The 24,207-nt window shown below is 29.5% G+C and carries 26 protein-coding genes and 1 tRNA gene; 9 read left to right on the top strand and 18 right to left on the bottom strand.

From position 1 onward, the window contains the following. Window positions 1-39: 39 nt before the first annotated feature. Window positions 40-873: an aminotransferase class IV gene (locus H0I28_RS08145; protein WP_218761341.1), complete on the top strand. Its 834-nt coding sequence runs from the start codon at window positions 40-42 to the stop codon at window positions 871-873. Here H0I28_RS08145 and H0I28_RS08140 read toward each other — a convergent pair. The 5 genes from H0I28_RS08140 to H0I28_RS08120 form a co-directional block, all read right to left on the bottom strand. Continuing rightward, on the bottom strand, window positions 870-1,427 hold the full coding sequence (locus tag H0I28_RS08140; protein WP_218733880.1) for a YqgE/AlgH family protein: 558 nt from the start codon (window positions 1,425-1,427) through the stop codon (window positions 870-872). The two genes, H0I28_RS08145 and H0I28_RS08140, sit on opposite strands and share 4 nt — an antisense overlap. Window positions 1,428-1,518: 91 nt before the next feature. Further along, window positions 1,519-1,791, bottom strand: a complete 273-nt coding sequence (locus tag H0I28_RS08135) for an HU family DNA-binding protein (protein ID WP_068449845.1) — start codon at window positions 1,789-1,791, stop codon at window positions 1,519-1,521. A gap of 186 nt (window positions 1,792-1,977) precedes the next feature. Then, on the bottom strand, window positions 1,978-2,928 hold the full coding sequence (gene fmt / locus H0I28_RS08130) for a methionyl-tRNA formyltransferase (RefSeq protein ID WP_218761340.1): 951 nt from the start codon (window positions 2,926-2,928) through the stop codon (window positions 1,978-1,980). Window positions 2,929-2,930: 2 nt separating this feature from the next. Then, window positions 2,931-4,823, bottom strand: a complete 1,893-nt coding sequence (locus H0I28_RS08125; RefSeq protein ID WP_254712861.1) for an ATP-dependent DNA helicase RecQ — start codon at window positions 4,821-4,823, stop codon at window positions 2,931-2,933. Further along, window positions 4,820-5,362, bottom strand: a complete 543-nt coding sequence (locus H0I28_RS08120) for an AAA family ATPase (protein ID WP_218761339.1) — start codon at window positions 5,360-5,362, stop codon at window positions 4,820-4,822. Before H0I28_RS08120 ends, H0I28_RS08125 begins: the two co-directional genes overlap by 4 nt. A gap of 96 nt (window positions 5,363-5,458) precedes the next feature. On the opposite strand from H0I28_RS08120, the gene H0I28_RS08115 reads away from it, so the two are divergent. From H0I28_RS08115 to H0I28_RS08095, 5 genes are read left to right on the top strand one after another with little or no spacing between them, the layout of a single operon-like run. Then, on the top strand, window positions 5,459-5,740 hold the full coding sequence (locus tag H0I28_RS08115) for a DUF493 family protein (RefSeq protein WP_165733678.1): 282 nt from the start codon (window positions 5,459-5,461) through the stop codon (window positions 5,738-5,740). Window positions 5,741-5,752: 12 nt separating this feature from the next. Next, window positions 5,753-7,387, top strand: a complete 1,635-nt coding sequence (locus H0I28_RS08110; RefSeq protein WP_218761338.1) for a peptidylprolyl isomerase — start codon at window positions 5,753-5,755, stop codon at window positions 7,385-7,387. 59 nt (window positions 7,388-7,446) lie between these two features. Beyond that, window positions 7,447-8,232 (top strand): hypothetical protein, encoded by a 786-nt coding sequence (locus H0I28_RS08105; RefSeq protein WP_254712669.1) that lies wholly within the window; start codon window positions 7,447-7,449, stop codon window positions 8,230-8,232. Continuing rightward, window positions 8,198-9,580: a peptidylprolyl isomerase gene (locus H0I28_RS08100; protein ID WP_218754038.1), complete on the top strand. Its 1,383-nt coding sequence runs from the start codon at window positions 8,198-8,200 to the stop codon at window positions 9,578-9,580. The genes H0I28_RS08105 and H0I28_RS08100 overlap by 35 nt, the downstream gene beginning before the upstream one ends. Then, on the top strand, window positions 9,580-10,533 hold the full coding sequence (locus H0I28_RS08095) for a MoxR family ATPase (protein ID WP_218731024.1): 954 nt from the start codon (window positions 9,580-9,582) through the stop codon (window positions 10,531-10,533). The genes H0I28_RS08100 and H0I28_RS08095 overlap by 1 nt, the downstream gene beginning before the upstream one ends. Window positions 10,534-10,611: 78 nt before the next feature. Here the strand turns inward: H0I28_RS08095 and H0I28_RS08090 are convergent, their stop codons facing one another. The 3 genes from H0I28_RS08090 to H0I28_RS08080 are packed head-to-tail and all read right to left on the bottom strand — an operon-like array spanning window position 10,612 to window position 12,687. Next, window positions 10,612-11,151 (bottom strand): RsmD family RNA methyltransferase, encoded by a 540-nt coding sequence (locus tag H0I28_RS08090; protein WP_208889834.1) that lies wholly within the window; start codon window positions 11,149-11,151, stop codon window positions 10,612-10,614. After that, the gene (locus H0I28_RS08085; RefSeq protein WP_218761337.1) at window positions 11,148-11,984 is read right to left on the bottom strand and encodes a DUF3822 family protein; all 837 of its coding nucleotides are present in this window, start codon (window positions 11,982-11,984) and stop codon (window positions 11,148-11,150) included. Before H0I28_RS08085 ends, H0I28_RS08090 begins: the two co-directional genes overlap by 4 nt. Further along, the gene (locus H0I28_RS08080; protein ID WP_218731021.1) at window positions 11,953-12,687 is read right to left on the bottom strand and encodes a hypothetical protein; all 735 of its coding nucleotides are present in this window, start codon (window positions 12,685-12,687) and stop codon (window positions 11,953-11,955) included. The genes H0I28_RS08085 and H0I28_RS08080 overlap by 32 nt, the downstream gene beginning before the upstream one ends. 105 nt (window positions 12,688-12,792) lie before the next feature. Between H0I28_RS08080 and H0I28_RS08075 the strand changes: the two genes are divergently transcribed. Continuing rightward, window positions 12,793-14,217 (top strand): ATP-dependent RecD-like DNA helicase, encoded by a 1,425-nt coding sequence (locus H0I28_RS08075; RefSeq protein ID WP_218754035.1) that lies wholly within the window; start codon window positions 12,793-12,795, stop codon window positions 14,215-14,217. Between the two features lie 31 nt (window positions 14,218-14,248). Here H0I28_RS08075 and H0I28_RS08070 read toward each other — a convergent pair whose 3' ends face one another. Continuing rightward, complete coding sequence (locus tag H0I28_RS08070) at window positions 14,249-15,199, bottom strand: lipid A deacylase LpxR family protein (RefSeq protein WP_218761336.1); 951 nt, start codon at window positions 15,197-15,199, stop codon at window positions 14,249-14,251. A 93-nt stretch (window positions 15,200-15,292) separates the two neighbouring features. Here H0I28_RS08070 and ppk2 (H0I28_RS08065) point away from each other — a divergent pair, with 93 nt between their 5' ends. Then, window positions 15,293-16,147, top strand: a complete 855-nt coding sequence (ppk2, locus tag H0I28_RS08065; RefSeq protein ID WP_218761335.1) for a polyphosphate kinase 2 — start codon at window positions 15,293-15,295, stop codon at window positions 16,145-16,147. Between the two features lie 7 nt (window positions 16,148-16,154). After that, on the top strand, window positions 16,155-16,934 hold the full coding sequence (ppk2, locus tag H0I28_RS08060; RefSeq protein ID WP_218754033.1) for a polyphosphate kinase 2: 780 nt from the start codon (window positions 16,155-16,157) through the stop codon (window positions 16,932-16,934). 67 nt (window positions 16,935-17,001) lie between these two features. On the opposite strand, the gene H0I28_RS08055 is transcribed toward ppk2 (H0I28_RS08060), so the two are convergent. The 9 genes from H0I28_RS08055 to H0I28_RS08015 form a co-directional block, all read right to left on the bottom strand. After that, window positions 17,002-17,074, bottom strand: a tRNA-Gly gene (locus H0I28_RS08055). Between the two features lie 65 nt (window positions 17,075-17,139). Then, entirely contained in the window at window positions 17,140-17,586 is a 447-nt protein-coding gene (locus tag H0I28_RS08050; RefSeq protein ID WP_218731016.1) for a GNAT family N-acetyltransferase, read from the bottom strand. A 197-nt stretch (window positions 17,587-17,783) separates the two neighbouring features. Continuing rightward, complete coding sequence (locus tag H0I28_RS08045) at window positions 17,784-18,425, bottom strand: alpha/beta hydrolase (protein WP_218731015.1); 642 nt, start codon at window positions 18,423-18,425, stop codon at window positions 17,784-17,786. A 21-nt stretch (window positions 18,426-18,446) separates the two neighbouring features. Further along, window positions 18,447-18,773, bottom strand: coding sequence for a hypothetical protein (locus H0I28_RS08040; protein ID WP_165733665.1), 327 nt, complete (start codon window positions 18,771-18,773; stop codon window positions 18,447-18,449). Between the two features lie 5 nt (window positions 18,774-18,778). After that, a complete protein-coding gene (locus H0I28_RS08035) occupies window positions 18,779-20,032 on the bottom strand; it encodes a dihydroorotase family protein (protein WP_218761334.1) in 1,254 nt (417 codons plus the stop codon). Continuing rightward, window positions 20,029-21,978 carry a BatA domain-containing protein gene (locus H0I28_RS08030; RefSeq protein WP_218761333.1) on the bottom strand — a complete coding sequence of 650 codons (1,950 nt, stop codon included), beginning with the start codon at window positions 21,976-21,978 and terminating at the stop codon, window positions 20,029-20,031. Before H0I28_RS08030 ends, H0I28_RS08035 begins: the two co-directional genes overlap by 4 nt. Window positions 21,979-22,177: 199 nt before the next feature. Then, window positions 22,178-22,942, bottom strand: coding sequence for a TIGR02757 family protein (locus tag H0I28_RS08025; protein WP_218754029.1), 765 nt, complete (start codon window positions 22,940-22,942; stop codon window positions 22,178-22,180). A 6-nt stretch (window positions 22,943-22,948) separates the two neighbouring features. Further along, on the bottom strand, window positions 22,949-23,494 hold the full coding sequence (locus H0I28_RS08020) for a CPBP family intramembrane glutamic endopeptidase (protein ID WP_218731011.1): 546 nt from the start codon (window positions 23,492-23,494) through the stop codon (window positions 22,949-22,951). A 45-nt stretch (window positions 23,495-23,539) separates the two neighbouring features. Further along, the gene (locus H0I28_RS08015) at window positions 23,540-24,202 is read right to left on the bottom strand and encodes an ABC transporter ATP-binding protein (protein WP_218761332.1); all 663 of its coding nucleotides are present in this window, start codon (window positions 24,200-24,202) and stop codon (window positions 23,540-23,542) included. Window positions 24,203-24,207: the final 5 nt, after the last annotated feature.

The following is a 24,207-nucleotide window of genomic DNA, read 5'->3' as shown; positions in this document are numbered from 1 at the left end:
AAAAAGCATTAATTTCGCAAGGCTAAAAAAAATGTATTTATGATTAACTTTAATGGAACGTTAATAGATCCTGAAAATATAAAATTATCATCAGAAAATAGAGCTTTTAAATATGGTGACGCCATTTTTGAATCTGTAAAAGTGATGCATAAAAAAGTGGTTTTTTGGGAAGATCATTATTTTAGATTAATGGCCTCTATGAGAATGTTGCGTATGAGAATTCCTATGGAGTTTACTTTAGAGTTTTTAGAACAAGAAATTTTAAAAACTGTTGCGTCCCAAGGATCTGCAAATACATATAGAGTTCGTTTAAATGTTTTTAGAAAAGACGGTGGTTTGTACACTCCTAAAACTAATAAAATAGATTACACTATAGAAGCTTCGGAAAGTTCTTATCAGACAAAAGAATCTTATTCTTTAGATGTTTATAAAGATTTTTATAATTATTCTGGGCTTTTATCAACCATAAAAACCAATAACAGAATGCTGAATACTTTGGCAAGTATTTTTGCTGACGAAAATGATTTAGACAATTGTATTTTATTAAATGAAAAAAAGGGAGTAGTAGAAGTTACAAATGGAAATATATTTGTAATTAAAGGAAATGTTATTAAAACGCCAGCACTTTCAGAAGGTTGTATAAAAGGGATTGTACGTAATAAGGTAATTGAAATTTTATCTAAAAACAAAGATTTTACGTTAGAGGAAACTTCAATATCTCCTTTTGAAATACAAAAAGCAGATGAAGTGTTTATTACAAATGCAATAATTGGTGTACAACCAGTAACTGGATATAAGAAAAAAGTATTTACTACAGAGATTGGAAAGAAAATAGCAGGTAATTTAAAAGTATTACAAATTACGGGTGTTTAATTTAAATTAAAATCACTGGGGGCATTTGCCCAAAGCTTATAATTGCCTCCTTTTTGTAGTAATTTATTTTTCCATAGGCTTTCATCGTCCATGGAAAAAATATTTTCGAAATCATTGTCACCTACAAACCATGAATTTTGATTCATTTCTTGGTCTAGTTGTTCTTTTTCCCAGCCAGAATATCCTAAGAAAAAACGAATATCAGATGCTTTTAAGGTGTCAGTGTTTAACAAATCCTTTAAACACTCAAAACTTCCTCCCCAAAATATTCCGTTAGCAACCTCTATACTATCCGGAAGTAGTTGTGGTACTTTATGTACAAAGTACAAGTTATCTTGCTCTACAGGACCACCTTGATATACTGGAAAATTACAGTCAATTTCTGGTAACAAATCATTAATAGTATAATCTAAAGGTCTATTTAAGATAAAGCCAACAGAATTACTAGAGGTGTGTTCTGTTAATAAGACGATAGTTCTATTAAAGGCGCTATCGTTTAAAATAGCTGGTTCTGCAATTAATAATTTACCTTTATTTAGTTTCAAATTTTTGATTTAAAATAGTTATGTTAAATATAATAAAAATTTTCATAAAAAAAAGCCCTCTTAAAAAAGAGAGCTTTTATATACTTTAAAACTATATGTTTTAGTTTACAGCGTCGCTTAAACCAGCTCCAGCTTTAAATTTAGCTACGTTTTTAGCAGCAATTTCTATAGTTTTTCCTGTTTGAGGATTTCTACCAGTTCTAGCAGCTCTGTTAGAAACAGAGAATGTACCGAAACCAACTAATGCAACTTTATCACCACCTTTTAAAGCAGAAGTTACATTGTCTGTAAAAGATTCTAATGCCGCTTTAGCTGCTACTTTAGAAATTCCTGCATCAGCAGCCATTGCATCGATTAAATCTGACTTGTTCATAATAAATAAATTTTTTAAAATTAATTGTATATTTTTTGCTTAATAGCTTAACAAATATAGATGGATTAAGGGTTTACGCAAATTTGAGTGCAAAAAAAGCACCTTTTTGTTAATAAATATGTGTAAATTGTTAATAAAGGTAGTTGGAAATAACGAAAATCTGTAAAAACCCTACGGATAAAGGCTTTAGAAGACATTCGCCTCAGAAGAAAAATTATAGCCATTTAATAAACTTTTTGCATCCATTTTTTTCTTTCCAGATAGTTTTATTTCATCAATAATAATGAAACCGCCATGAACAGCTACTTTTAATTCTTTTTTAGTAGTAATTATTTTACCAATTTCAAAATCATGAGCTTCTTCTTCAATTTCTTTTCTAATGGCATAGATTTTTGCTGTTATTTCATCTTCTCCATTTTTGATGATAGTCCAAGCTGCTGGAAAAGGGTTTAAACCTCTAATTTTATTATAGATGTTGTCTAAAGAATCTGTCCAATCTATTCTGCAATTTTCAGGATTTAATTTAGAAGCAGATTTTTCTTCTAAATCTGGTTGTTTTGTAGTGGTTACTTTTTCTGTAGCAATTAAGTCTATAGTTTTACCAACTAAATCGGCTCCTAAAAACATTAACTTGTCATGTAATGTACCAACTGTTTCTGTCTCTGAAACCGCTATTTCTTCTTGTAAGATAATTTCTCCAGTATCAATTTTATCATCAATAAAAAAAGTGGTTACACCCGTTTTAGTTTCTCCATTTATAATTGCCCAATGTATTGGTGCTGCACCTCTATATTCTGGTAATAAAGAAGCGTGTAAATTAAAAGTACCATATTTGGGCATTTGCCAAACTACTTTTGGCAACATTCTAAAAGCGACTACAATTTGTACATCAGCATTTAAATTTTTTAATTCTATATTAAAATCTTCGTTTTTTAAGTTGGGAGGTTGCAAAATTGGCAAATTTACCGAAGTTGCATATTTTTTTACTGCAGATTCATTTAACTTTCTTCCTCTTCCTGCTGGTTTGTCTGCTGCTGTAATAACACCAACTACATTATAATCATTTTCTACCAAATGCTTTAAAATAGTAACAGCAAAATCTGGAGTTCCCATAAAAACAATACGCATGTCTTTCATAATTAGTGGATTAATTGGTATTTATTCTGATGATTAATTTTTATTTTATCATCTGTTAATAGTTGTCGCAAATGTATTAAAATGTCTTTTTCATCTGCTACTAAAGAAGCACTAATTTCTTGGGATGATAAAAATTGATTATTCTTTAAAAGTAGTATTATTTCTGATGATAAAGTTTTGGTAGGCTTTCTGTTTTCTGAAATACAAACATCGCAAATGCCACATTTTTCTGTTTTTATTTCATCAAAATAACTTAAAACCTGATTACTTCTACAAACGGAATTGTTATTTACAAAAGCAATTAAATCTTCAGATTTTTGTTTTTTCTGATGGATGAATTGCTTCATTTCTCTAGAAGACCTATTTATAGTATAATCATCTTCCCGTGGTACTAAAAATAAGAGTTCTGCATCATTTTTTACGGGTTTGTAAGCAATTATATTATCCTTTTCTAAACGTTGAAAATTTGTTAAAACAAGATTGGTGGTTAAACCAGATTTTTTAGCGATAAAAAATTCATCAATCTTAACTTCCTCCTCAAATAGACCCGCATAGGTTCTTAATATAGAGTTAGTAAAATTTTTAATTATAGGATTTTTGTCCAAATAATTTAAAACCGTTTTACTGTTCACAATAAACTGCAACGTAGATTTTTTATTATACTGATTGCTAATTTCTATAATTCCGTTATTAGCTAATATTTTAAGAGCAGTATCTACTTTTAATACGGAATAATTATACTTTTTAGAAAACTCTAAAAGATTAAAAGAATAAGATTCTTCGCTTAATTCGCCTAAAGAAATTCTAAAATATTGATACAATTTTCTATGGATTTCTTTAATTTCAGAGATGCTTAATAATGTTTTTTCTAAGCGTTCTTTAAATAATAAAACATCACTTTTGTTATACAATAAAACGGCAAACGATTTTTTACCACTTCTACCTGCTCTACCAGTTTCTTGTACGTAATTTTCGATGCTTGTAGGCAAGTCTAAATGAATAACCAAACCAACATTTGCTTTGTCAATTCCCATTCCGAAGGCATTTGTAGCCACTATAATGGGTGTTTTTTCTGTCATCCAATTTTCAAAAGAAATATTTTTTTCTACGGATGATAATCCAGCGTGGTAAAAGGAACTTTTAAAATTATTTGCATTTAAAAATGAGGCTATCTGAGCTGTTTTTTTTCTAGAATTGACATAAACAATTGCAGGTGTTTTCGTTTTTGTAAATATTTGAAGTAAGCGTTGTAATTTATCTTCAATCGTAAATATTTGATACGCTAAATTTTCTCGATAAAAAGATTTTTTAAAAAGTTGTGGTTCTTTTAATTCAAGGTTTTTTTCAATATCACCAAGAACTTTTTGGTTTGCCGTTGCTGTTAAAGCGATAAAAGGAGTTTCTGGTTTTAATTCTCTTAATATATTGATGTTTCTATAAGAGGGTCTAAAATCATGTCCCCATTCAGAAATACAATGTGCTTCATCAATAGCAATTAAATTAACGTTTAATTCTTTTATTTTCTGTTGAATAAAGTAAGATTGCAACCTTTCTGGAGAAAGATATAAGAATTTGATGCCTCCGAATTTAACATTGTCAAACAATGTTATCATTTCATCTTGTGTAGAACCAGATTTAATGGTTGTTGCTTTTATTCCTTTTTGAGTTAAGTTTTCTACCTGATCTTGCATTAAAGCAATTAAAGGAGAAATAACTAAACAGACACCTTCTTGTGCTAAAGCCGGAATTTGAAAACAGATAGATTTTCCTCCACCTGTTGGCAGTAATGCAATTACATCTTTTTGCGCTAAAGATGCCGTAATTATTTCTTCTTGTTGGGGTCTAAATTCAGAAAAGCCCCAATATTTTTTTAATATTTCTTTTGGCGAAATCATAATTCGCAAGCAAGCGAATTTATAACAAAATCTGTTCTTTCTTTTAAAGAGCCAAAAGGAACATTAATTATTGCGTACCCTAAATCAGTATAAGATTTCATTAAAAACCGGTCTATTTCGGTGGTTTCTTCAAAAGATTCATAACGCTCGTTATCAGTTGTATGAATGTCTTTCCAAGGAGAGAAATGAAAAATTTTAGTGTATTTATAAAGATTGCATTTTTCGAAAAATGTTGCTGGATAGTCGGTTTTAAAATAATCCATATATGCATGAACATCCGGAATTCCTCTATCAAAAAAAACTAGTTCTTGCTCGCTTTTATTCGCTTCTAAAAATTGTTTTTCTCTGCCTTCTAAAAGCATTTTGCTAAATAATAAAGGTTCTGTTAAAAACAGTTGATCGATTCCTTTTTTTTGAGCTTCTAAGGTTACTTCTCTAGAAATTTCAGGCATACAAAAATACCCTCTATTTGTTAATTCATTTATAACGGAAGTTTTTCCTGTTCCAGGTCCACCTATTAAGACTATTTTTTGCTGCATTTCACAAAAATAAATGAATCTCTTTATAAAACTAATTTTTAACGTAATTTTGTGTCTTGTTGTTTATAATTAATTTAGATTTAAGAAAGTGTTTTTATGAGTGATAAAAAAGAATTTTATAAAAAGTTAAAGAGTCAATTAGACGATACTACAAAGTTTCCTGCAGATTATATGTATAAATTTATTGTACCTACAGATGGTAATCAGGTACAAGAAGTAGAAGATTTATTTAACGATTCTGGGGCAGTAATTAATACAAAAAAATCTAAGACAGGGAAATATGTGAGCGTTTCTATCGTATTAAAGATAGAAAGTTCAGATAAAGTAATTTCTTATTATTTAAAAGCTGAAAAAATTAAAGGAATCATATCATTATAATTAAGTCATTTTATGAAAAAAATAGTTTTATTATTTGTTTTAGGGGCCTCTATATCTGTCTTCTCACAAAAGAAAGAGAAAACGTTAATTACAATAGATGGAGAAAAAACAACTGTTTCTGAATTTAAAAGAGTGTATGAAAAAAATTTAGAGGCTATAGATAATGAAGAAGCTAAAAGCATCACTAAAAATTTAGATTTATACATTAATTATAAGCTAAAAGTAAAAGAAGCTTATGCTATTAATTTAGATACGTTGCCTTCTTATAAAAGAGAAATGGAATCTTATAAAAACCAGCTTTCTGCACCTTATTTACAAGATACTACTTTTATAGATCAATTAGTGAAAGACGCTTATTTTAGAACTAAAAATCAGGTAAAGGCAAAGCATATTTTAATAAGATTGCCAAGAGAAGCATCACCAAAAGATACCTTAATGGTTTATAATAAAATCTTAGAACTAAGAGAAAGAATTATAAAAGGTGAACAGTTTGAAGCAATAGCGGCACAATATTCAGAAGATAGATCTGCACAAGACGATCCTAAAACAGGAAGAAAAGGAAATGGTGGTAATTTAGGCTATTTCTCTGCTTTTAATATGGTGTATCCTTTTGAGGTTGCTGCGTATGCTACTAAGGTTGGTGAAATTTCTATGCCATTTAAAACACAATTTGGATATCATATTATGCAAGTTGATGATGTAAAGGAATCTAAAGGAGAAATTGAAGCAGCACATATTTTAATAAGAGACACCACTGCTGTTGGTAAAGTGAAGATAGATAGTATTTATGCTAAATTAAATAATAAAGAGCGTTTTGACGATTTAGCAAAAAAATACTCAGAAGATCCGGGTTCTAAAAATAATGGAGGTAAGCTAGGTAAATTTGGAGCAGGAAGAATGGTGAAATCATTTGATGATGCAGCCTTCGCTTTAGAAAACGTATCAGATTTCTCTAAACCATTTAGAAGTCAGTTTGGTTGGCATATTGTACAATTGTTAAAAAAACATCCTATTAAATCTTTTGATGAAATGAAAGTTGAATTAAAAGAAAAGATAAAAAAGAGTTCTAGAATGCAGTTGTCTGAAGATGCAGTTGTAAATAAATTGAAAAAAGAGTACACAATAACAGAATATGATGAAGCTAAAAAGATTTTAGATCGTAAAAACCTAAGAGCAATTCCAAAAGACTCATTACAGAATACAATTATTAGTATAAATGATAAAAAAATTACACAAGAAACTTTTGTAAAATATATTAGAAATAGAAGGCATTTAGCTGTTTTTAAACTTTTTGAAATGTTTAAAGATGATCAAATTCTTACCTATTATAAAGAGAATTTAATTTATACAGAACCAGAATATGCATATACTTTAAAAGAATATGAAGATGGTTTGTTGCTTTTTGAATTGATGCAAGAAAAAATCTGGACAAAGTCTTCTAACGATTCAATTGGATTGCAAAAGTTCTTTGAGAACCAAAAGGATACTTATGCAACAAGCGATTTAGATAGTATAAAAGGACAGGTGATTAATGATTATCAAAACTTTTTAGACGAAAATTGGATTGCAGATTTAAGAAAGAAAAGTAAAGTTAAAGTGAGTAAAAAGGAATTAAAAAAGTTAATTAAATTTTACGAAAATAAATAATGAAATACATTGTTTTCCTATTTTGTGTAGTGCTATTTTCTTCTTGTGAATTTTTTACAATGAAAGAAAAAGAAATTAACACCTCAGAAATTGTGGCTTCTGTTAATGCGGAAAAGCTTTTTAAAGAAGACTTAGCAAATGTGTTACCTAAAAACATAAGTAATGTAGATAGCTTAGTGTTGGTAAAAAGCTATATTCAAAATTGGGCAATTAAAAGACTTTTGCTTGAAAAAGCAAAGAATAATATTTCTCTAGAAACGGTAAATCAAATAGACAATTTAGTTAAAGATTATAAAGAAAGTCTATTAATTAATAATTTTAAAGAACAACTTGTAAAACAACAATTAGATACTGTTATTTCTGAAGAGGAATTAGCGGAATATTATATGTTGAATATGGAGAATTTTAAATTAAATGAAGAGCTAGTTAAAATAAGGTATCTTCATGTAGATAATAACATTAAAGATAAAAAGAATATTTTAAAGCTTTTTAAATCGGATGATATTACTGATTTAGAAAAATTAGAAAAACAAGAGTTGAGTTTTAAATCACATCAATTTAACGACTCTGTTTGGACGCAATTAGATAACATTTTGTTAAAACTTCCTTTTTCCAAGGAAAAACTGTTAAAAAAAACAAAATTCATCGAAAAACAAGATTCAATAGGTTTATATTTGGTGGCTATAAACGATGTTTTAGAGCGTAATTCTATTGCGCCATTAAGTTATATTACACCAACCATAGAACAAATGATTTTACATAAACGTAAAATTGAATTATTAAGAGAGATAGAAAAAATAATAGTAAAAGATGCAACACAGAACAACAATTTTAAAATATATTAAATCATCAATTTTTGCATTATTCTTATGCTTTTTAGGACTGCAAACTTCCGCACAAAAGGTGAAAATAGATGGTGTAGCCGTTGTTATTGGTAAAAACATAGTTTTAGATTCTGATATTGCTAAATTTAAGCAAGAGGTAGAGGTAAGAAGCGAAGGGAAAGTGCAAATTTCAGACTGCGAAATGCTAGAAGAATTAATGCAGCAGAAATTAATGGCACATCACGCAGTTGTAGATAGTGTTACAGTTTCTGATGCTGAAATTTCTGATAAAGTAGATAGAAGTATTCAGTACTTTACACAACAATACGGAAATATAGACAAAGTAATTAAAGCTTATGGTTTTAATGATTTAGAAGATTTAAAAAAGGAATTGACTACTGTTCAAACAGAAAATCTTTTAATTGAAAAAGAACAATTAAAAATTACAGAAAAAATAGATGTTACTCCAGAAGAAGTTCGTTTGTATTTTAATGGGTTAAAAGAAAAAGGAGAATTACCTCAGTTTCCTGCAGAGATAGAATTGGCTCAAATAGTTTTAACAGCAGTCCCAACAAAAGAAGAAACAGAAAGAGTTATTGCTAAGTTATTAGAAATTAAAAAGGATATAGAAGACGGATCTAACTTTAGAATGAAAGCGATTATTAATTCAGATGATCCTGGAGTTACTAATAATGGAGGAGAGTATACAGTGACAAAAGAATCTGCTTTTATTAAAGAATTTAAAGAAATGGCTTTTACTTTAGATATTGGTCAGGTTTCTAAACCATTTAAATCTGAATTTGGTTATCATATTATGCAATTGCATGCAGTTAAAGGAAATACAAGAGTTGCTTCTCATATATTAATGCAACCAGAAGTTCCAGATTCTAAAATGAATGAGCTTAAAGTGAAAGCAGATAGTATTGTTCAAAAAATTAGAGAAGGAGCTTTAACTTTTGAGGAAGCTGTTAAAAAATATTCTGATGACGAGGATACAAGGAATAGTGGAGGGCTTATTATTAACCCATCCACAGGAGAATCTAAATTCGATTTAACAAGAATGGATCCTGCTTTTTATGCAAGAGTAAGTGATCTTAAAAAAGGTGAAATGACAGACCCTTTTTATGATGAAGAAAGATCTGGAGATAAAATGTTTAAATTCATTTTAATGAAAGGTAGAACAGATACGCATGTTGCAAATATTATTGATGATTACGTTAAAGTACAGCAATTAGCACTTCAAAAAAAGAAAGAAGAAACTATTACAAAATGGTCTAAAGAAAAAATAAAAGACACTTACATTAACATCGGACCTACACATAGTAAATGTACGTTTGATAAGAATTGGAAAAAAGCAGTAAATAAATAATGTCTGACGTTAAAGCTGTAAAGGATTTAGTAGATAAATACAACGCGCTAAAAACAGAAATAGGTAAAGTAATTATAGGTCAGCATGAGGCTGTTAATTTTACTTTATTGTCTATTTTTTGCGGGGGACATTCATTATTAGTTGGTGTACCTGGTTTGGCTAAAACTTTGTTAGTAAATACAGTGTCAGATGCTTTAGGATTAGGTTTTAAAAGAATTCAGTTTACCCCAGATTTAATGCCTTCCGACATTTTAGGGAGTGAAATTTTAGATGAAAACAGACATTTTAAATTTATTAAAGGACCTATTTTCTCTAATATTATTCTTGCTGATGAAATTAACAGAACTCCACCAAAAACGCAGGCAGCTTTATTAGAGGCAATGCAAGAGCGTTCTGTAACGGTTTCTGGGAATCATTATAAATTAGACTTACCATTCTTTGTATTAGCAACACAAAACCCAATTGAGCAAGAAGGGACATATCCTTTACCTGAAGCTCAATTAGATCGATTTATGTTTTCTATTTATTTAGAATATCCTTCATTTGAAGAAGAGGTTGCAGTTGTAAAAAGTACAACAGGTAATAAAAATACCACTATAAATCCATTGTTTTCGGCGGAAGAAATTGTTGAAATTCAAAAACTAATACGTAAAATTCCTGTTGCAGATAATGTAATAGAATATGCAGTTGGTTTAGTTGGTAAAACAAGACCAAAATCTAAAGAAGCGACAGACTTAGTAAAATCTTACTTAGATTGGGGTGCAGGACCAAGAGCATCTCAAAACTTAATCTTAGCAGCAAAAGCACATGCAGTTGTAAACGGAAAGTTTTCTCCGGATATCGAGAATGTAAAAGCAGTAGCAATCCCTATTTTATCGCATAGAATTGTAAAAAATTACAAAGCAGAGGCAGAAGGAATTACAGTTGCAGATATTATAAAGTCTCTTTTGTAGATATATTATATTTTTCATACATAAAAAAACACGGCAAATGCCGTGTTTTTTTATGAGTACACTTTTAATTGATGAAAATTATTCGTTTTCAAAGAAACTAAATACATTTCCTCCGTAGCGCTTGTCGTAACTGTGGTTTTCATGTTTAGAAAGGTCTGTATGTTTAGAGTGTTCAACAATTAAAACACCTTCTTCCTTTAGTAGTTTTCTAGTAAAAACTAAATCTACTATTTTTAAAAATTGTTCTTCTTCAAAATCGTAAGGTGGGTCAGCAAAAATAACATCTGCTTGTAAAGAAGTCTTTTCTAAAAACTTGTAAACATCACTTTTAAAAGTATTTATTGGTAAGTCTAAAACTTTAGCTGTTTCGTTGATATATTTTATACATCCAAAGTGAGCATCTATAGCGTAAATATCTTTTGTTCCTCTAGAACCAAATTCGTAACTAATGTTTCCTGTACCAGAAAAAAGGTCTATTACAGCAATACTATCAAAGAAATACGTGTTATTTAAAATGTTAAACAACGATTCTTTTGCCATATCTGTTGTAGGGCGAACAGGTAAGTTCTTAGGCGCTGATAAACGTCTACTTTTGTGTTTTCCAGAAATTATTCTCATGAATTTAAAAGTATATAATTAGAATGTTTAGAAGCATCTAATTCATTAAAAATTTTGTTATTGCTTTCTAAAAAGGAAACATTTCTAATGTATTGATACGTTATTTTGTAAATTTCAGATTCTGGCTCAATATCTCCCGTAAAGAATAAACCTATTTTCTCTACATCTAACTTTAATTGTTCGAATGTAAATAAGATATAATAGATAAAATCTTCTTTTGTTTGAAAATTAAATGAATTGGAAAATTGCAATTGTTTATTTTCAAGTATAACAATGTCGTAATTTTCTTTAGAAACATTTACAAATACCTTTTTATCATCAGAATTATTAGTTGAAATTAATTTTTCAATTAAAATAGTTAAATGATGTTGGTATTCAAACTCTCCAAAATTTTGAAATAAGTAATTATTAATATTTACATAAGGCACATATACATTTTTTGCATTGATGGTTTCTATATCATCATATGCAATAAAATCTGTGGCTAATGTTTTAATATTAAAGTTAAGATATTCAGAAAGTACGTCTTCAGAAAAATATTGATTAGGTACTAGTGAAAATAAATTGTTTTGATGAATAACTAAAACAGAAGAAAAATCTTTTTGTAAATGTATATCTGTTTTAAATATTTCTTCTATTTTTTTTAATAGATTCTCTGGAGTTAATTGTTTCTCTTTAAAAACATATTCAGAAAAATAATTAGTTTCTTTTGTAGTGTTGTTTATGATACAAAAAGAAAATCCATCCAAATTAAATTGAATGGATAACTTTGTATCTTTTGAGTGTGTTACAGTATTTCTACTATTCTTCTTGATCACGGTCTTTTTTATCATAAGCAGGAGGCCAGTTACCACCAGTTGAAACTTCATCTAAAGAACCTACAGAAACAAATTCTCCTTTAATTTGGTCTGTTGCAACTTGCTCTAATTCTTGTTTTAAAAGAGATTCATTCATTCCTTTTAAAATGTCTTTCTTATCTGTTTTTACATAGAATGTTGGTACTACCATTCCTGGTACTTTTTCTACTGTTCCTACTTCAATATCAAACTCTTTTCCTTCTACACCAGGTACTTTAAACATCTCTTTGTAGTTTTTACCTTTAAAGTATTTAGAAACTGGCTCGTAACCTATAGTATCTACTTTCTTTTTTTCTACATCAATGATAATTCCACCACCTCTATCTTCTTTTTCAACAACAGTTTTTGTTTCTGTTAAAGCTAATCTAGCAGTGTCAATAAATTGCAATAAAGCATTTTTGTCTTTAGTGTATGTTCCTGTTACTTCAAAATGTTTAACTTCTGCATCTCTAATTATTTTTAATTTATCAACAACTTTGCTGTACTTAACAACTTTTGTTTTGTTAAAAATAATTGGCTCCATAATACCGTAGTATATTTTAGAAACTAAAAAAGCGGTTAATGCCAAAAGTAATATAGAGGCAATCCACCTTAGTTTTAATGGTAAAAATTTAACTATAATAAAAGCTAGTAATATTGCAACTAAAACAGCTGCCAAAATCATTCCAAGTAATCCCATTGTTAAGTATTTTTTTTAATAGTCCTAAGGCAAATCTACAATTTTTTTTTTATGATAAAAACTTTTATTTACAAATCAATGTATCTTTGTTGTATTAATTTTTATATGATAAATAAAAGAGCCGATTTTTACGTAGAATTATTGAAAAAATTTCAATTTTCACCAACAACGAAGCAGAATAAATTATTAAATCTTTTAAGCGATTTTAGCTTTACAGAAGATACAGATGCATTGTTTTTATTAAAGGGGTACGCTGGTACCGGGAAAACAACAAGTATTAGTGCTTATGTTAATAGTTTGGGAGCTATTGGTAAAAAAGCAGTTTTACTAGCGCCAACAGGGCGAGCAGCTAAAGTAATTTCTGTATATTCTAAAAGACCTGCATTTACAATTCATAAAAAAATATATTTTCCTAAAAAACAGTCAAATGGTGGTGTAGGTTTTGTTTTGCAACCTAATAAGCATAGAAATACTATTTTTATTGTGGATGAGGCTTCTATGATTCCTGATAGTAGGCAGAATCAACAATTATTCGATTCGGGATCATTATTAGACGATTTAATTAGATATGTGTACTCTGGTCATCAGTGTAAATTGATATTTATAGGTGATACTGCTCAATTACCTCCTGTAAAGTTAAATATTAGTCCTGCTTTAGAGGAAGATACGTTGGTGTATGACTATCATAAGAATGTCACTGAAATTGAATTAGATGAAGTTATGCGTCAGCATGAAGATTCTGGAATTCTTGCAAATGCTACCTTATTGAGGTTAATGATTCAAAATGATACTATTAATTTTAAGTTTGATGTTGATTTCCCTGATATTGTTCGTTTAGATGATGGTTATGATATAGAAGACGCTTTAGTTACTGCTTATGAAAGTGATGGAGTAGAGGATACTGCGTTTATTGTGCGTTCTAATAAAAGAGCAAATGACTATAATCAGCAAATTAGAATGAAAATTCGTGGGCAGGAAAATGAAATTTCTGCAGGAGACTATATAATGGTTGTAAAAAACAACTATTTCTGGTTAAAAGAAAATTCAACCGCAGGTTTTATTGCCAATGGAGATATTTGTGAGGTCTTAAAAATATTTTCTATTAAAGAATTGTATGGTTTCAAATTTGCAGAAGTAGAAGTAAGTATGATTGATTATCCAGAAATGCAGCCTTTTGAAACCGTTTTATTGTTAGATACTTTAACGAGTGAAACTCCTTCTTTAACTTATGAGGAATCTAATAAATTATATCAGGCAGTAAAGGAAGATTATGCACATTTAAAATCGAAGTCTAAACAGTTTCTGGAAATTAAAAAGAATTTGTTTTTTAATGCATTACAAGTTAAGTTTTCTTATGCTATGACCTGCCATAAATCTCAAGGAGGGCAATGGAAAACAGTGTTTATAGAGCAGCCTTATTTACCCGAAGGAGTGTCTAAAGAGTATTACAGGTGGTTGTATACCGCATTAACTAGAGCGCAAGAAAAATTATATTTAATCGGTTTTAAAGATGAGTTTTTTGAGGAATAGTTACGAGCTCTTTTTGTTAATTAAAATTAGGTTATTTCAATAGATAGTTAATTGCGATGCTACCGTATCTATGTCCATTCGTAAATCGTAAATCTTTAGATTTGCTTGTATTGTAGTGAAATGAGTATCCAAAGTTAAAACGGTTTGCAGTAAATTTTAATCCTAATTCTAGATGAAAGACAATTGGCTTTAAATCCTTTGTAATTGGGCTTGTTTTGTTGAGGAAACTTCCCTGTAAAGTTGCGTCATAAACTGCGTAACGCAACATTGGTTTTATGTAAAAAAAAGATTCAACTTCTCTAAAGTAATTAGTGTGTTCGTTATTTAGGTTTGTATCAAAGGCAATTGAATTAGCTAAGTTCTGAAGAGGTTTTAATCCAATTCTACTATAAACTCCTGTAGAAATATTTGTATAGACAGAACCTAAATTTACGTTGTTGGTCCAAGTGATGTCAAAAAGCTGGTTTTGGTTGTTTACAATTGTTTTAGAATATTCCACATTAAAATTTAAAGCAAAAGCATTTTCTATTTGATGTTCCCAGCCTACTGCTTCTTTAAAGCCGTAAACATTATGTATCAATTCTTGTAATTCTTCTGCGTAAGAATTACTTCCTATTACCCCAATTTGAGCAGTAGTGTTAAAAATTTGGTTGTTCTTATAGATTCTTTTTATGCCGAAGCTCCCATATAAATACCCTGCAAAAGGTCTGTCGTGATTGCTAGCGTTTTGAACTGTAGCTTTAAAAGGAGTATACATTTCCTGATTTATTTTCCATTCTAAAATTCGTTTATCCAAAGACTCTTTTTTATTTTTAGAAAGGTAGCTATAACTTAAGAAAATTCCACTTGTATAATATCTATCTCTAACAGTAGAAACATATAAATCGTTATCTGTGATTAGGCTAATTTCTTTTGAGAATTTTTCTTGAGCAATTGTGTATGACGATATAAAGACAACTAGAATAAGTATAAAGTATTTCATAAGTAACAAATATAAAATAACTTATTTAAAATGATTTTTTTTTAATGTATTTCTAAAAAAAAGTAGTTATTTTAGTCCGAGTAAATAGAATTTATGGAAATTAAAGAAGGATTAAGTTCAGAAGACTTTAAGAATGTTAAAAACAATCAAGAGTTATTAACACTTATAGGAGAAAAGAATGCTGCTTGTAAGAAAGTAAAGAAAACAATTATTTATAATGAAGAGCTAAGGTTGCTTCAGATAGAGCTTGTTAAATTACAAAGATGGATTTCTAATAACAACAAGCGTGTTGCAATTATTTTTGAAGGAAGAGATGCTGCCGGTAAAGGTGGTAATATTCGTAGGTTTATGGAGCACCTAAACCCACGTTCTAGTAGGTTGGTGGCTTTAAATAAACCTACAGAAATAGAAAAAGGACAATGGTATTTTCAACGTTATATAAAAGAATTGCCAAACCCTGGAGAAATTGTTTTTTTTGATAGAAGTTGGTATAATAGAGCGGTAGTAGAGCCTGTTATGGGGTTTTGTTCAGATCAACAATATAAAGAGTTTTTAGTGCAAGTGCCCGAGTTTGAGCATATGATGTACGAAGACGGGGTTATTATTATTAAATTTTGGTTATCAATTAGTAAAGATGAGCAACTAAAGCGTTTTGAAGGCAGAAAAGAAAATCCATTAAAAAGATGGAAATTTAGTCCTGTTGATAAGCAAGGGCAAATTCTTTGGGATAGATATACGCATTATAAGGGCGAGATGTTCTCTAAGACACATACCTCTTACAGTCCTTGGATGATGATAAAAACGAATGATAAAAAAGTAGCAAGGTTAGAAGCTATTAGGCACGTATTATCTCAGTTTGATTATGAGGATAAAGAAGCAAAAACAGTATTAACCCCAGATCCTAATGTTGTAATGCGTTATTATAGATCTAATACTAATATAGATTAAATTTAATATGGAAATATCACCTAAAAATTTAAAAAAACTAAATTCTAAGAAAGGTTTGTTAGCGCTTTTGTCTAAAGAACCTTTAAATATAGAAAGAGCCATTAGATATGTAGATTATCAAAAGAAGCTTGAGGGCTTGCAAGTAGAATTGATTCGTTTACAAAAATGGGCTATTAATAATAATGAAAGGATAATTATTGTTTTTCAGGGTAGAGATGCTGCAGGTAAGGGAGGAGCGATTAGAAGATTAACAGAACGTATCAATCCACGTCATATGCGTATTGTTGCGCTGCCGAAACCATCGGAAGATGAGCAGTCTCAATGGTATTTTCAGAGATATGTAGAGCAGTTTCCAAAAGCAGGAGAAATGGTGTTTTTCGATAGAAGTTGGTACAACAGAGCGGTTATAGAACCTGTTAATGACTTTTGTACACAAGAGGAATATAAAATATTTATGAACCAGGTTAATGATTTCGAAAGAATGATTTTAGAATCGGGAATTCATTTAGTTAAAATATATATGTCTATTTCTAAAAAAGAGCAAGCAAAACGTTTTGCAGACATAAAAAGTGATCCATTAAAGCAATGGAAAATGACAAAGCTAGATGAAAAGGCTCAATTGCTTTGGGATGATTATACAGAGTATAAAAAAGCAATGTTTGAGAAAACAAATACAGATATTTCTCCTTGGAAGATAATAAGAGCAAATAGAAAAACAGAAGCGCGTGTAAATGTAATTAATCACATTTTAAACCGTATTCCTTATGATAAAGATTTAGAGGTTTAAAAACTTCTAAATCTTTTTTAATATTTTAAACAAAAAAAAGACTTCATATAAAATATGAAGTCTTTTGAGCGAAAGACCGGGTTCGAACCGGCGACATTCAGCTTGGAAGGCTGACGCTCTACCAACTGAGCTACTTTCGCATTATTGGTAAGCGGTTGCAAATATAATATGTTTTTTGAGTTCCGCAAGCTTTTTTTTGAAAAAATTAATAAAATTTTTTATCGTCTCGTAAAACCTTTAAAAAATGGAAGCCATAGATGTTGTATCCTTCATTATAATAGAACTTATGAGATTTAGGATTGCTAGAATAAGCATTTAGCTCAATCGCTTCGCAGCCTTTATTTTTAACGTGACTATCTATCCAATTAAAGAATTGTTTTCCAAGTCCTTGTCCACGAACAGAGTCGTCAATAATTACGTGATCTGGCTCTACGGATTTACCAATATAGTGTCTTGTAGAGTACCAAAGTCCAGATATTCCTACTAATTTTTCATCAACATATAGACCTACGCATTCGTAATTGGTGTTTTTTGATATTTCTATCACGCGTTCTTTCAATATATCTAAAGGAGTTTTTGAATTTAATTTTGTTAAAAGCGGAATTATTGTCAAAATTTCTTCTGCTTCAATTACTTTTATTAGCGTATTCATGCGTTTTAATTTAATGGTATATGTATTGTTGGGGTTTATTTGTGGTTCAAATTTATAAATAAGATAGATTTCTGTCTATTGCTGAGTTTTATTTATTTGTAAATAAAAAGCCTCAAACGAGTGTTTGAGGTTCTTTATATGTCTTTTAAAGCTTTTATTGATTTGGTATACACTTTTAAAGTTTAAAATAAACAAGCTTATAAACGTTCTTCAATCCAGGTTTTAAAACTATAAAAATTCTGTGGAGCAACTCCGTGACCTACCGGATATTCTGAGTACACGTTTTTAAAATCTAAACTATCTAAGAAAGGTTTACTTTTTCGAGCCCATTCTATAGGTAAAACTTGGTCTACAGAACCATGAGAGCAATAGTAGTCTGTTTTAATCTCTTTAGAAATAGATGCAGGTAGTAGTTCTGTATTAATGTAGCCACTTAATGCAATTACATGCTGTACTTTATTTGGGTAGAAAAAACTTAAAGAATAACTTAATATTGCACCTTGACTAAAACCTAATAAAAAAGTTTTGTCTGAGGCTGTATTGTATTTTGCTTTTATTTCATCAATAAAAATGGCAATTTTATCTATAGATTCTTTTGCTTGTTTTAAATCTGAGAACTTACCATTTACATCATCAAAATTAATAGCGTACCAAGCGTAGCTACCGGCACCCAATGCATTAGGTGCTTGTGCGCTGATAATTAAAAATTCATCTGGTAATTCTTCAGCAAAAGAGAATAAATCTTGTTCATTACTTCCGTAACCATGTAATAAAATCAATAATGGCGGGTTTTCAGCTATTGTTTTTGGTTGCCTAACTATGTATTGTAAATCGCTCATTTATATTCTTTTTTAATCTAATTATATGTTCTTAAACCATTCTTGAAACTGATCTCCAACTACAGGAATAATTTTTTCTTCACCTTTAACAGCTCCCATTAATGAAATAACCCATAAAACCAATAAAATAGTACTTACAATTATTCCTGCTGTATTTCCTAGGTAGTTATAAATAATCCATCCGTTTAAAAATTGAATTAAATTTAAGCCTATCATTTGTCTGATGTAAAAATTAGCAAAAGAATTCTTTGTGCTGTTGTTCATGAAAAAAGCAATGATTAAGCCTATAATCCAAAAATGACTTATAATTGCCATTGTTTTTCCTTCGTTTGCTGTCTGATTTTGCATGCTGTTTATTTTAATATTAATTGATTGTTAGCGTAAATTCCGTAGGCTTTCCCTTTTAATTTTTTATCTAAAAAAGCGCTGTTTTTAGAGGTTGATAAAATATCCTCTTTTGTAAAAGTGTAATTCTGTTCAGGATTGAATAAAGTAATTTCTGCTTTATTGTTTTCTTGAATAGAAAGATTTTCTATACCAAAAATAGCTTTTGGTTTACTTGTAATATTTTCTATAAAATCGTCTAAATCTAAAACTGAATTAATTGCTCCAAAAGCACTTTCTAAACCAATAGTTCCGTCTTTTGCTTCACTAAATTCTAATTTTTTATGCTCTATGTCAATTGGGTTGTGGTCTGAAGTGATAATATCGATAACTCCAGATTTAATTCCTTTTATCAGGCTTTTTAAATCGGTTTTAGTTCTTAAAGGAGGGTTTACCTTAAAGTTACTGTCGAAACCATGTAATTCGTCGTCAGATAAAGTTAAATGATGTACAGAGACACTGCAGGTAACTTGCAAGCCTTTCTTTTTAGCTTCTTTAATTAGCTCAACAGATTTTGTGGTAGAAATAGTTGGAATATGTAATTTTCCTCCTGTATATTCTAATAAATATAGATCTCTTGCAATTTGTATATGCTCTGCTAAAGCAGGGCTTCCTTTCAATCCTAATCTCGTGCTATTAATGCCTTCATTTGCAATTCCTTCTCCTGCAATAGAGTTGTTTTTAGGAAAGCTAAAAATCAAGCCATCAAAATTCTGAGCATACAAAAGTGCAATTTTCATCAAATTATCTTTTGCAATTGGTTTGTTGTAATCTGCAAAAGCAATGGCACCAGATTGTTGCATGTCATACAATTCGGCAATATCAACACCTTCGCTGTTTTGTGTTAGTGCAGCAATAGGATAGAGACCTGTAGCAAATCCGTTTGCTTTGTGTATTAAATACTCAACCGCTGCCTTATTGTCTATTACTGGGTTTGAGTTTGCGTTTACTGCTACGGCTGTAAAGCCACTTTTTGCAGCAACATTTAATCCGTTTTTAATATTTTCTCGTTCTTCATAGCCAGGTTCTCCAAAAGAAACACTCGTATCGAACCAACCACAAGAAACATGCAAGTTATCTAGCGTTACCACTTGATAATTGTTGTCTTCTATAGAATCCTCAATTTTAGTAATGATTCCGTTGGTAATTAAAATGTCTTTTTGTTGGTGATGATATGGGCTTGAAGTATCTATAATCGTTGCCGATTTTAAAAGCGTAGTCATGGTTTATAGAATTTTAAAATCAAAATTTCTAAAAGCAAAGATACAATTGCCAACGATAAAAACCATTTCCAAAGCCAATGAACTTCATTTTTTTTGTTGATTTTTTTAAAAACGTCTGCAACTGAATTAGAAACAGTAATATTTTGATTGGTTTCTTTTAGTTCATTTAAGTCCAGAAAATTTAACAAACTTTCTTCCTTAGCGTAATTGTATGCAATTTTTTGAATGGTATCTGTATTTTGTAGGATGCTATATATGCCAGATTTTAATGGTTGTTCTTTTGTAGTGATGCTTATTTTATTTTGAAATTTCTTTTGCAACGGAATAAAAGAATTTTCAGAATTTGCAATTTTTAACACCTTGTCTTTTTTAATATTTGTTTCAATATCAATGGTGTTTTTTGATGCAATTCTATAGAATAATTTAGGGTGTTTAAAACTCATTTTTCCGAAGTTGTAAAACACAGGAACTATTAAAGGAGAATTTATAAAATTACTGTTTTTTGTGTCTAGAGAACTCGAGATCCAAAGGGTGTTATTTTCTCCATTTTTAATTTGAGAAATAAAAGAACTTCCGTTTTCAAAAGCTACAATTGTACTTTTATTATTTGAAGAGAAAGGGTAGTAATGTTGCACTGTTGGATATTGAAAATTTGTCACTTTTTTTGAAAATACATTTTGAAAAAGTGGATGCTTATAGTTGATGTTTGTAATTTTTAAACTGTCTGTTTTTTTAGGTTGAATTTTCCCTAAACTCAAATTTTGAAACAAAGAATTGTAAGAATTAATATTCAAGTTTTTATGTGGAATAATTACAAGACTTCCTCCGTTTTTAGAAAATTCAATGATTTTTTTAGATAGTATTTCAGTTATATCTTCTACCTCATTTAGGATAATTAATTGCTGTTTTAAAATGGAATTATAGTTTGTGTTTTGGACTGTAGATTGTGTGAGGTTAAATTCATTTTTAGTGTAAATTTTTGGAAGGAAATTAGCTTTGTTTCCGATGGATGAAATATTGATTTTTTGATCATTTTTTATGGTGAAATAAAATACATTATCAAAGGCGAAAGTGTCGCTAAAATTAATGGTTATTTTACCGTTAAATTCTGCCTGGTTTTGAATTTTAAATTGAACGTTTTTTAAAGTGTCTTTTTTAAAAGAGGAGGAGAGTTTGCTAATTAGTTTGTTATTGTTGTAAACAGCAATAGGAATATTTTTTTTTACTTCGCCTTGGTTCTTTATAAGAACATTAAGTGTAAAATTATAGGTGTTAGAATTTGTGATGAAAACACTGTCTATAGAAATGTTGTTTTTTATGGAAGATTCTAGTTTTATAGCTGAAAAACCAGGTGTTACATTTGTAAACTCGTTTTTGTAGGTGTTCTGAAAATCAGATATTAGTATTGTCTTATTTGTAGTGTTTGTTTTATCTTGTGTTTTGGAGTCGAATTTTAATAAAACAGTCGCTAAATCTATTTTTTTTGAAGTTTCTTTAACCTGTAATAAGATGTTTTTTAGTTCTGACTTTGTAATTCTGTCGTAGAAACTGGAATTTGTCTGCAGCGAATATACATCTTTTTCTGATGCGTTTTCTATAATTTCTTTGGCTGCTATTTGTAATAAATTCCCTCTTTTTCCTTTTGTATTTGTACTTAAAGAGTTGTCTAAATAGATGAAGTTATGTTGTTTTTTGTTTGCTGTTTTGTTGCTGAAATAAGGTTGTGAAAATGCAAAAATAATAGCGGTAAATAAAAGTGTTCTTGTACCTAATATTAACCACTTTTTTATACGTGAACTTTTACGTGTTTGTTGTGCTAATTTTTGTAAAAAAGCAACATTTGTAAAAGGTACTTTTACGAACTTTTGTAGTTGAAAAAGATGCACTATTATCGGTATGATTAACAGTGCTAAAAAGTATAATATTTCTGGGTTTTTAAATTGCATTTATCATGTTTAGATGTGATTCGAAAAAAGTTAAATTTAAAAAATAGATTTAGAAATGTGAAAGATAATCTTTTGAAATTAAAACGAAATAATAGTCTTTAATTTGAAAATAGAAATAGCAGAACAAGGGATGAAAAGGAACTTTAAATTAGGTGTAATAAACTGCTTTGTTTGTCTTTTTTTAGAGTTTTAAGAGTCGTTAAAATTTTTCAAAAACACCTAAACCAAACAAAGCGAAATCATATTTTACAGGGTCATTTGGATCTAGTTTTCGCAAGTTTGTATCTAATTCAGAAAGTGCTTTCCAGTCATTTTGTTTCCTTAAAAGAAGTTTTAATTTACGTGCAACATTACCAGAATGTACGTCTAATGGGCATGATAAATTTGCAGGTTTGTGGGTTTTCCAAATGCCAAAATCTACCCCAGAATTATCGTTTCTAACCATCCATCTTAAGAACATATTTATTCTTTTTGCTGCCGAATTTTTTAGAGGATCTGAGATGTGTTTTTGAGTTCTTTGTTGATGAGGAGTTTCAAAAAAAACTTGTTTTAAATGATGAATTGCATGCTTATAATCGGTCTGTTTTTTATCAACCAACAACACCTTTTCTAATCCTTGGTGATGCGTGTAAATGTGTTTTAAAGACTTTATAAATTGTTGTAAATCGATTGCATTAAAAGTTCTATGCACAAAATTTTCAAGAATTTTTAAATCATTTTCTTCATGATTCATAACAAAATCAAAAGGAGAATGATCAAAATAATCCATCATTTTAGTGGCGTTTTTAATAATCATAGTTCGATTTCCCCAAGAAATAGTTGCTGTTAAAAAGCCTGAAATTTCAATATCTTCCTTTTTGGTGAACAAATGCGGAATCTGAATTGGGTCAGATTCAATAAAATTAGGGGTGTTATATAGAACTACCTTCTCGTCTAAAAATTCTTTTAATTCAGATTTCTTCATATTTATCTACTCAAATAAAAAACTCATTAAAAATAAAAAACCATTATAACTTCCATGAAGTAACATCGCCCATAATAAGCCAAATTTTACTCTTATATATCCAAAATAACCACCAACTAATAATTGTGGTAAGATTAATATGGGAGAGAGTAATAGGACGTTTGTGGTGATTTCAAAATTGCTAATATGTATAAAACCAAAAATTAGTGTAAAAATATAAAAGGCATATTTAAACGATTTAGGTTTTACAAAAATAGTAATTGGGGCTCTAAATAAGGTTTCTTCTAAAATAGGAGTAAGGATAGAACCTAATAATAAAACTTGAATAAAAGACAAATCTTTAAACATTTCTTCTAGTTTATGAGTTTCAAAATCTACAAGTTGTAACTCTTGAATTAAACTGAATAAAGGAGTGATTATAATGCTGGTTGCTATGCTTATAACAAATAGGTGAAAGAATACTTTAATGCGATAACCAGCATTCTTATTGGGATCTATGCCTGGTACTGGATTTTTTAAATAGCTAATTACATTGTTAAAGGTTTCTTTCATTATCTAGGTTTATTTATAAGTAGTATTAAACTTAGAAATGTTACACTATTCTATAATTTTACCGTCAATCATGGTTAATTTTCTATCTGCCATGTCTGCTAATTCTTCATTATGCGTAATAATTACAAAGGTTTGTCCAAATTCATCACGCAATTTAAAGAACAATTCGTGTAAGTTTTTAGCAGATTCACTATCTAGATTACCACTAGGTTCATCCGCTAATATAACGGAAGGATTGTTAATTAATGCTCTGGCAACGGCAACTCTTTGTTGTTCTCCTCCAGAAAGTTCGTTTGGTTTGTGACTTATTCTGTGCGATAATCCTAAAAATGTAAGTATTTCTTTAGCTCTTGTTTCTGTTTCTAATTTCGATTTTTTAGCAATAAAAGCAGGAATACAAACATTTTCTAAAGCCGTAAATTCTGGTAATAATTGATGAAATTGAAATATAAAGCCAATATGCTGGTTTCTAAAAGAAGAAAGTTTTTTGTCTGGGAGGTTTTTTAGTGAAACGTTATTTAGTTTTAACTCGTAGTTTTGATCTTTTTGAGGTTTGTCTAAGGTGCCTAAAATTTGAAGTAAAGTTGTTTTTCCTGCTCCGGATGGACCAACAATAGCAACGATTTCTCCTTTTTTAATATGTAAATCTACTCCTTTTAAAACTTCTACATCCCCATAATATTTGTGAATGTTTTTACCTATTATCATACCTA

The sequence above is a fragment of the Polaribacter sp. AHE13PA genome (assembly GCF_019278505.1).
GTDB lineage: Bacteria > Bacteroidota > Bacteroidia > Flavobacteriales > Flavobacteriaceae > Polaribacter.
The sequence above is the reverse complement of the archived record's forward strand: the minus strand, read 5'-3'. Positions and strand labels throughout refer to the sequence as shown.

What these genes read in the sequence shown, in the direction of transcription:
- H0I28_RS08145 (WP_218761341.1), top strand. Translation starts at nt 40, where the DNA reads ATGATTAACTTTAATGGAACGTTAATAGATCCTGAAAATATAAAATTA.
- H0I28_RS08135 (WP_068449845.1), bottom strand. Translation starts at nt 1,791, where the DNA reads ATGAACAAGTCAGATTTAATCGATGCAATGGCTGCTGATGCAGGAATT.
- fmt (WP_218761340.1), bottom strand. Translation starts at nt 2,928, where the DNA reads ATGAAAGACATGCGTATTGTTTTTATGGGAACTCCAGATTTTGCTGTT.
- H0I28_RS08125 (WP_254712861.1), bottom strand. Translation starts at nt 4,823, where the DNA reads ATGATTTCGCCAAAAGAAATATTAAAAAAATATTGGGGCTTTTCTGAA.
- H0I28_RS08120 (WP_218761339.1), bottom strand. Translation starts at nt 5,362, where the DNA reads ATGCAGCAAAAAATAGTCTTAATAGGTGGACCTGGAACAGGAAAAACT.
- H0I28_RS08115 (WP_165733678.1), top strand. Translation starts at nt 5,459, where the DNA reads ATGAGTGATAAAAAAGAATTTTATAAAAAGTTAAAGAGTCAATTAGAC.
- H0I28_RS08110 (WP_218761338.1), top strand. Translation starts at nt 5,753, where the DNA reads ATGAAAAAAATAGTTTTATTATTTGTTTTAGGGGCCTCTATATCTGTC.
- H0I28_RS08105 (WP_254712669.1), top strand. Translation starts at nt 7,447, where the DNA reads ATGAAAGAAAAAGAAATTAACACCTCAGAAATTGTGGCTTCTGTTAAT.
- H0I28_RS08100 (WP_218754038.1), top strand. Translation starts at nt 8,198, where the DNA reads ATGCAACACAGAACAACAATTTTAAAATATATTAAATCATCAATTTTT.
- H0I28_RS08095 (WP_218731024.1), top strand. Translation starts at nt 9,580, where the DNA reads ATGTCTGACGTTAAAGCTGTAAAGGATTTAGTAGATAAATACAACGCG.
- H0I28_RS08090 (WP_208889834.1), bottom strand. Translation starts at nt 11,151, where the DNA reads ATGAGAATAATTTCTGGAAAACACAAAAGTAGACGTTTATCAGCGCCT.
- H0I28_RS08085 (WP_218761337.1), bottom strand. Translation starts at nt 11,984, where the DNA reads ATGATAAAAAAGACCGTGATCAAGAAGAATAGTAGAAATACTGTAACA.
- H0I28_RS08080 (WP_218731021.1), bottom strand. Translation starts at nt 12,687, where the DNA reads ATGGGATTACTTGGAATGATTTTGGCAGCTGTTTTAGTTGCAATATTA.
- H0I28_RS08075 (WP_218754035.1), top strand. Translation starts at nt 12,793, where the DNA reads ATGATAAATAAAAGAGCCGATTTTTACGTAGAATTATTGAAAAAATTT.
- H0I28_RS08070 (WP_218761336.1), bottom strand. Translation starts at nt 15,199, where the DNA reads ATGAAATACTTTATACTTATTCTAGTTGTCTTTATATCGTCATACACA.
- ppk2 (WP_218761335.1), top strand. Translation starts at nt 15,293, where the DNA reads ATGGAAATTAAAGAAGGATTAAGTTCAGAAGACTTTAAGAATGTTAAA.
- ppk2 (WP_218754033.1), top strand. Translation starts at nt 16,155, where the DNA reads ATGGAAATATCACCTAAAAATTTAAAAAAACTAAATTCTAAGAAAGGT.
- H0I28_RS08050 (WP_218731016.1), bottom strand. Translation starts at nt 17,586, where the DNA reads ATGAATACGCTAATAAAAGTAATTGAAGCAGAAGAAATTTTGACAATA.
- H0I28_RS08045 (WP_218731015.1), bottom strand. Translation starts at nt 18,425, where the DNA reads ATGAGCGATTTACAATACATAGTTAGGCAACCAAAAACAATAGCTGAA.
- H0I28_RS08040 (WP_165733665.1), bottom strand. Translation starts at nt 18,773, where the DNA reads ATGCAAAATCAGACAGCAAACGAAGGAAAAACAATGGCAATTATAAGT.
- H0I28_RS08035 (WP_218761334.1), bottom strand. Translation starts at nt 20,032, where the DNA reads ATGACTACGCTTTTAAAATCGGCAACGATTATAGATACTTCAAGCCCA.
- H0I28_RS08030 (WP_218761333.1), bottom strand. Translation starts at nt 21,978, where the DNA reads ATGCAATTTAAAAACCCAGAAATATTATACTTTTTAGCACTGTTAATC.
- H0I28_RS08025 (WP_218754029.1), bottom strand. Translation starts at nt 22,942, where the DNA reads ATGAAGAAATCTGAATTAAAAGAATTTTTAGACGAGAAGGTAGTTCTA.
- H0I28_RS08020 (WP_218731011.1), bottom strand. Translation starts at nt 23,494, where the DNA reads ATGAAAGAAACCTTTAACAATGTAATTAGCTATTTAAAAAATCCAGTA.
- H0I28_RS08015 (WP_218761332.1), bottom strand. Translation starts at nt 24,202, where the DNA reads ATGATAATAGGTAAAAACATTCACAAATATTATGGGGATGTAGAAGTT.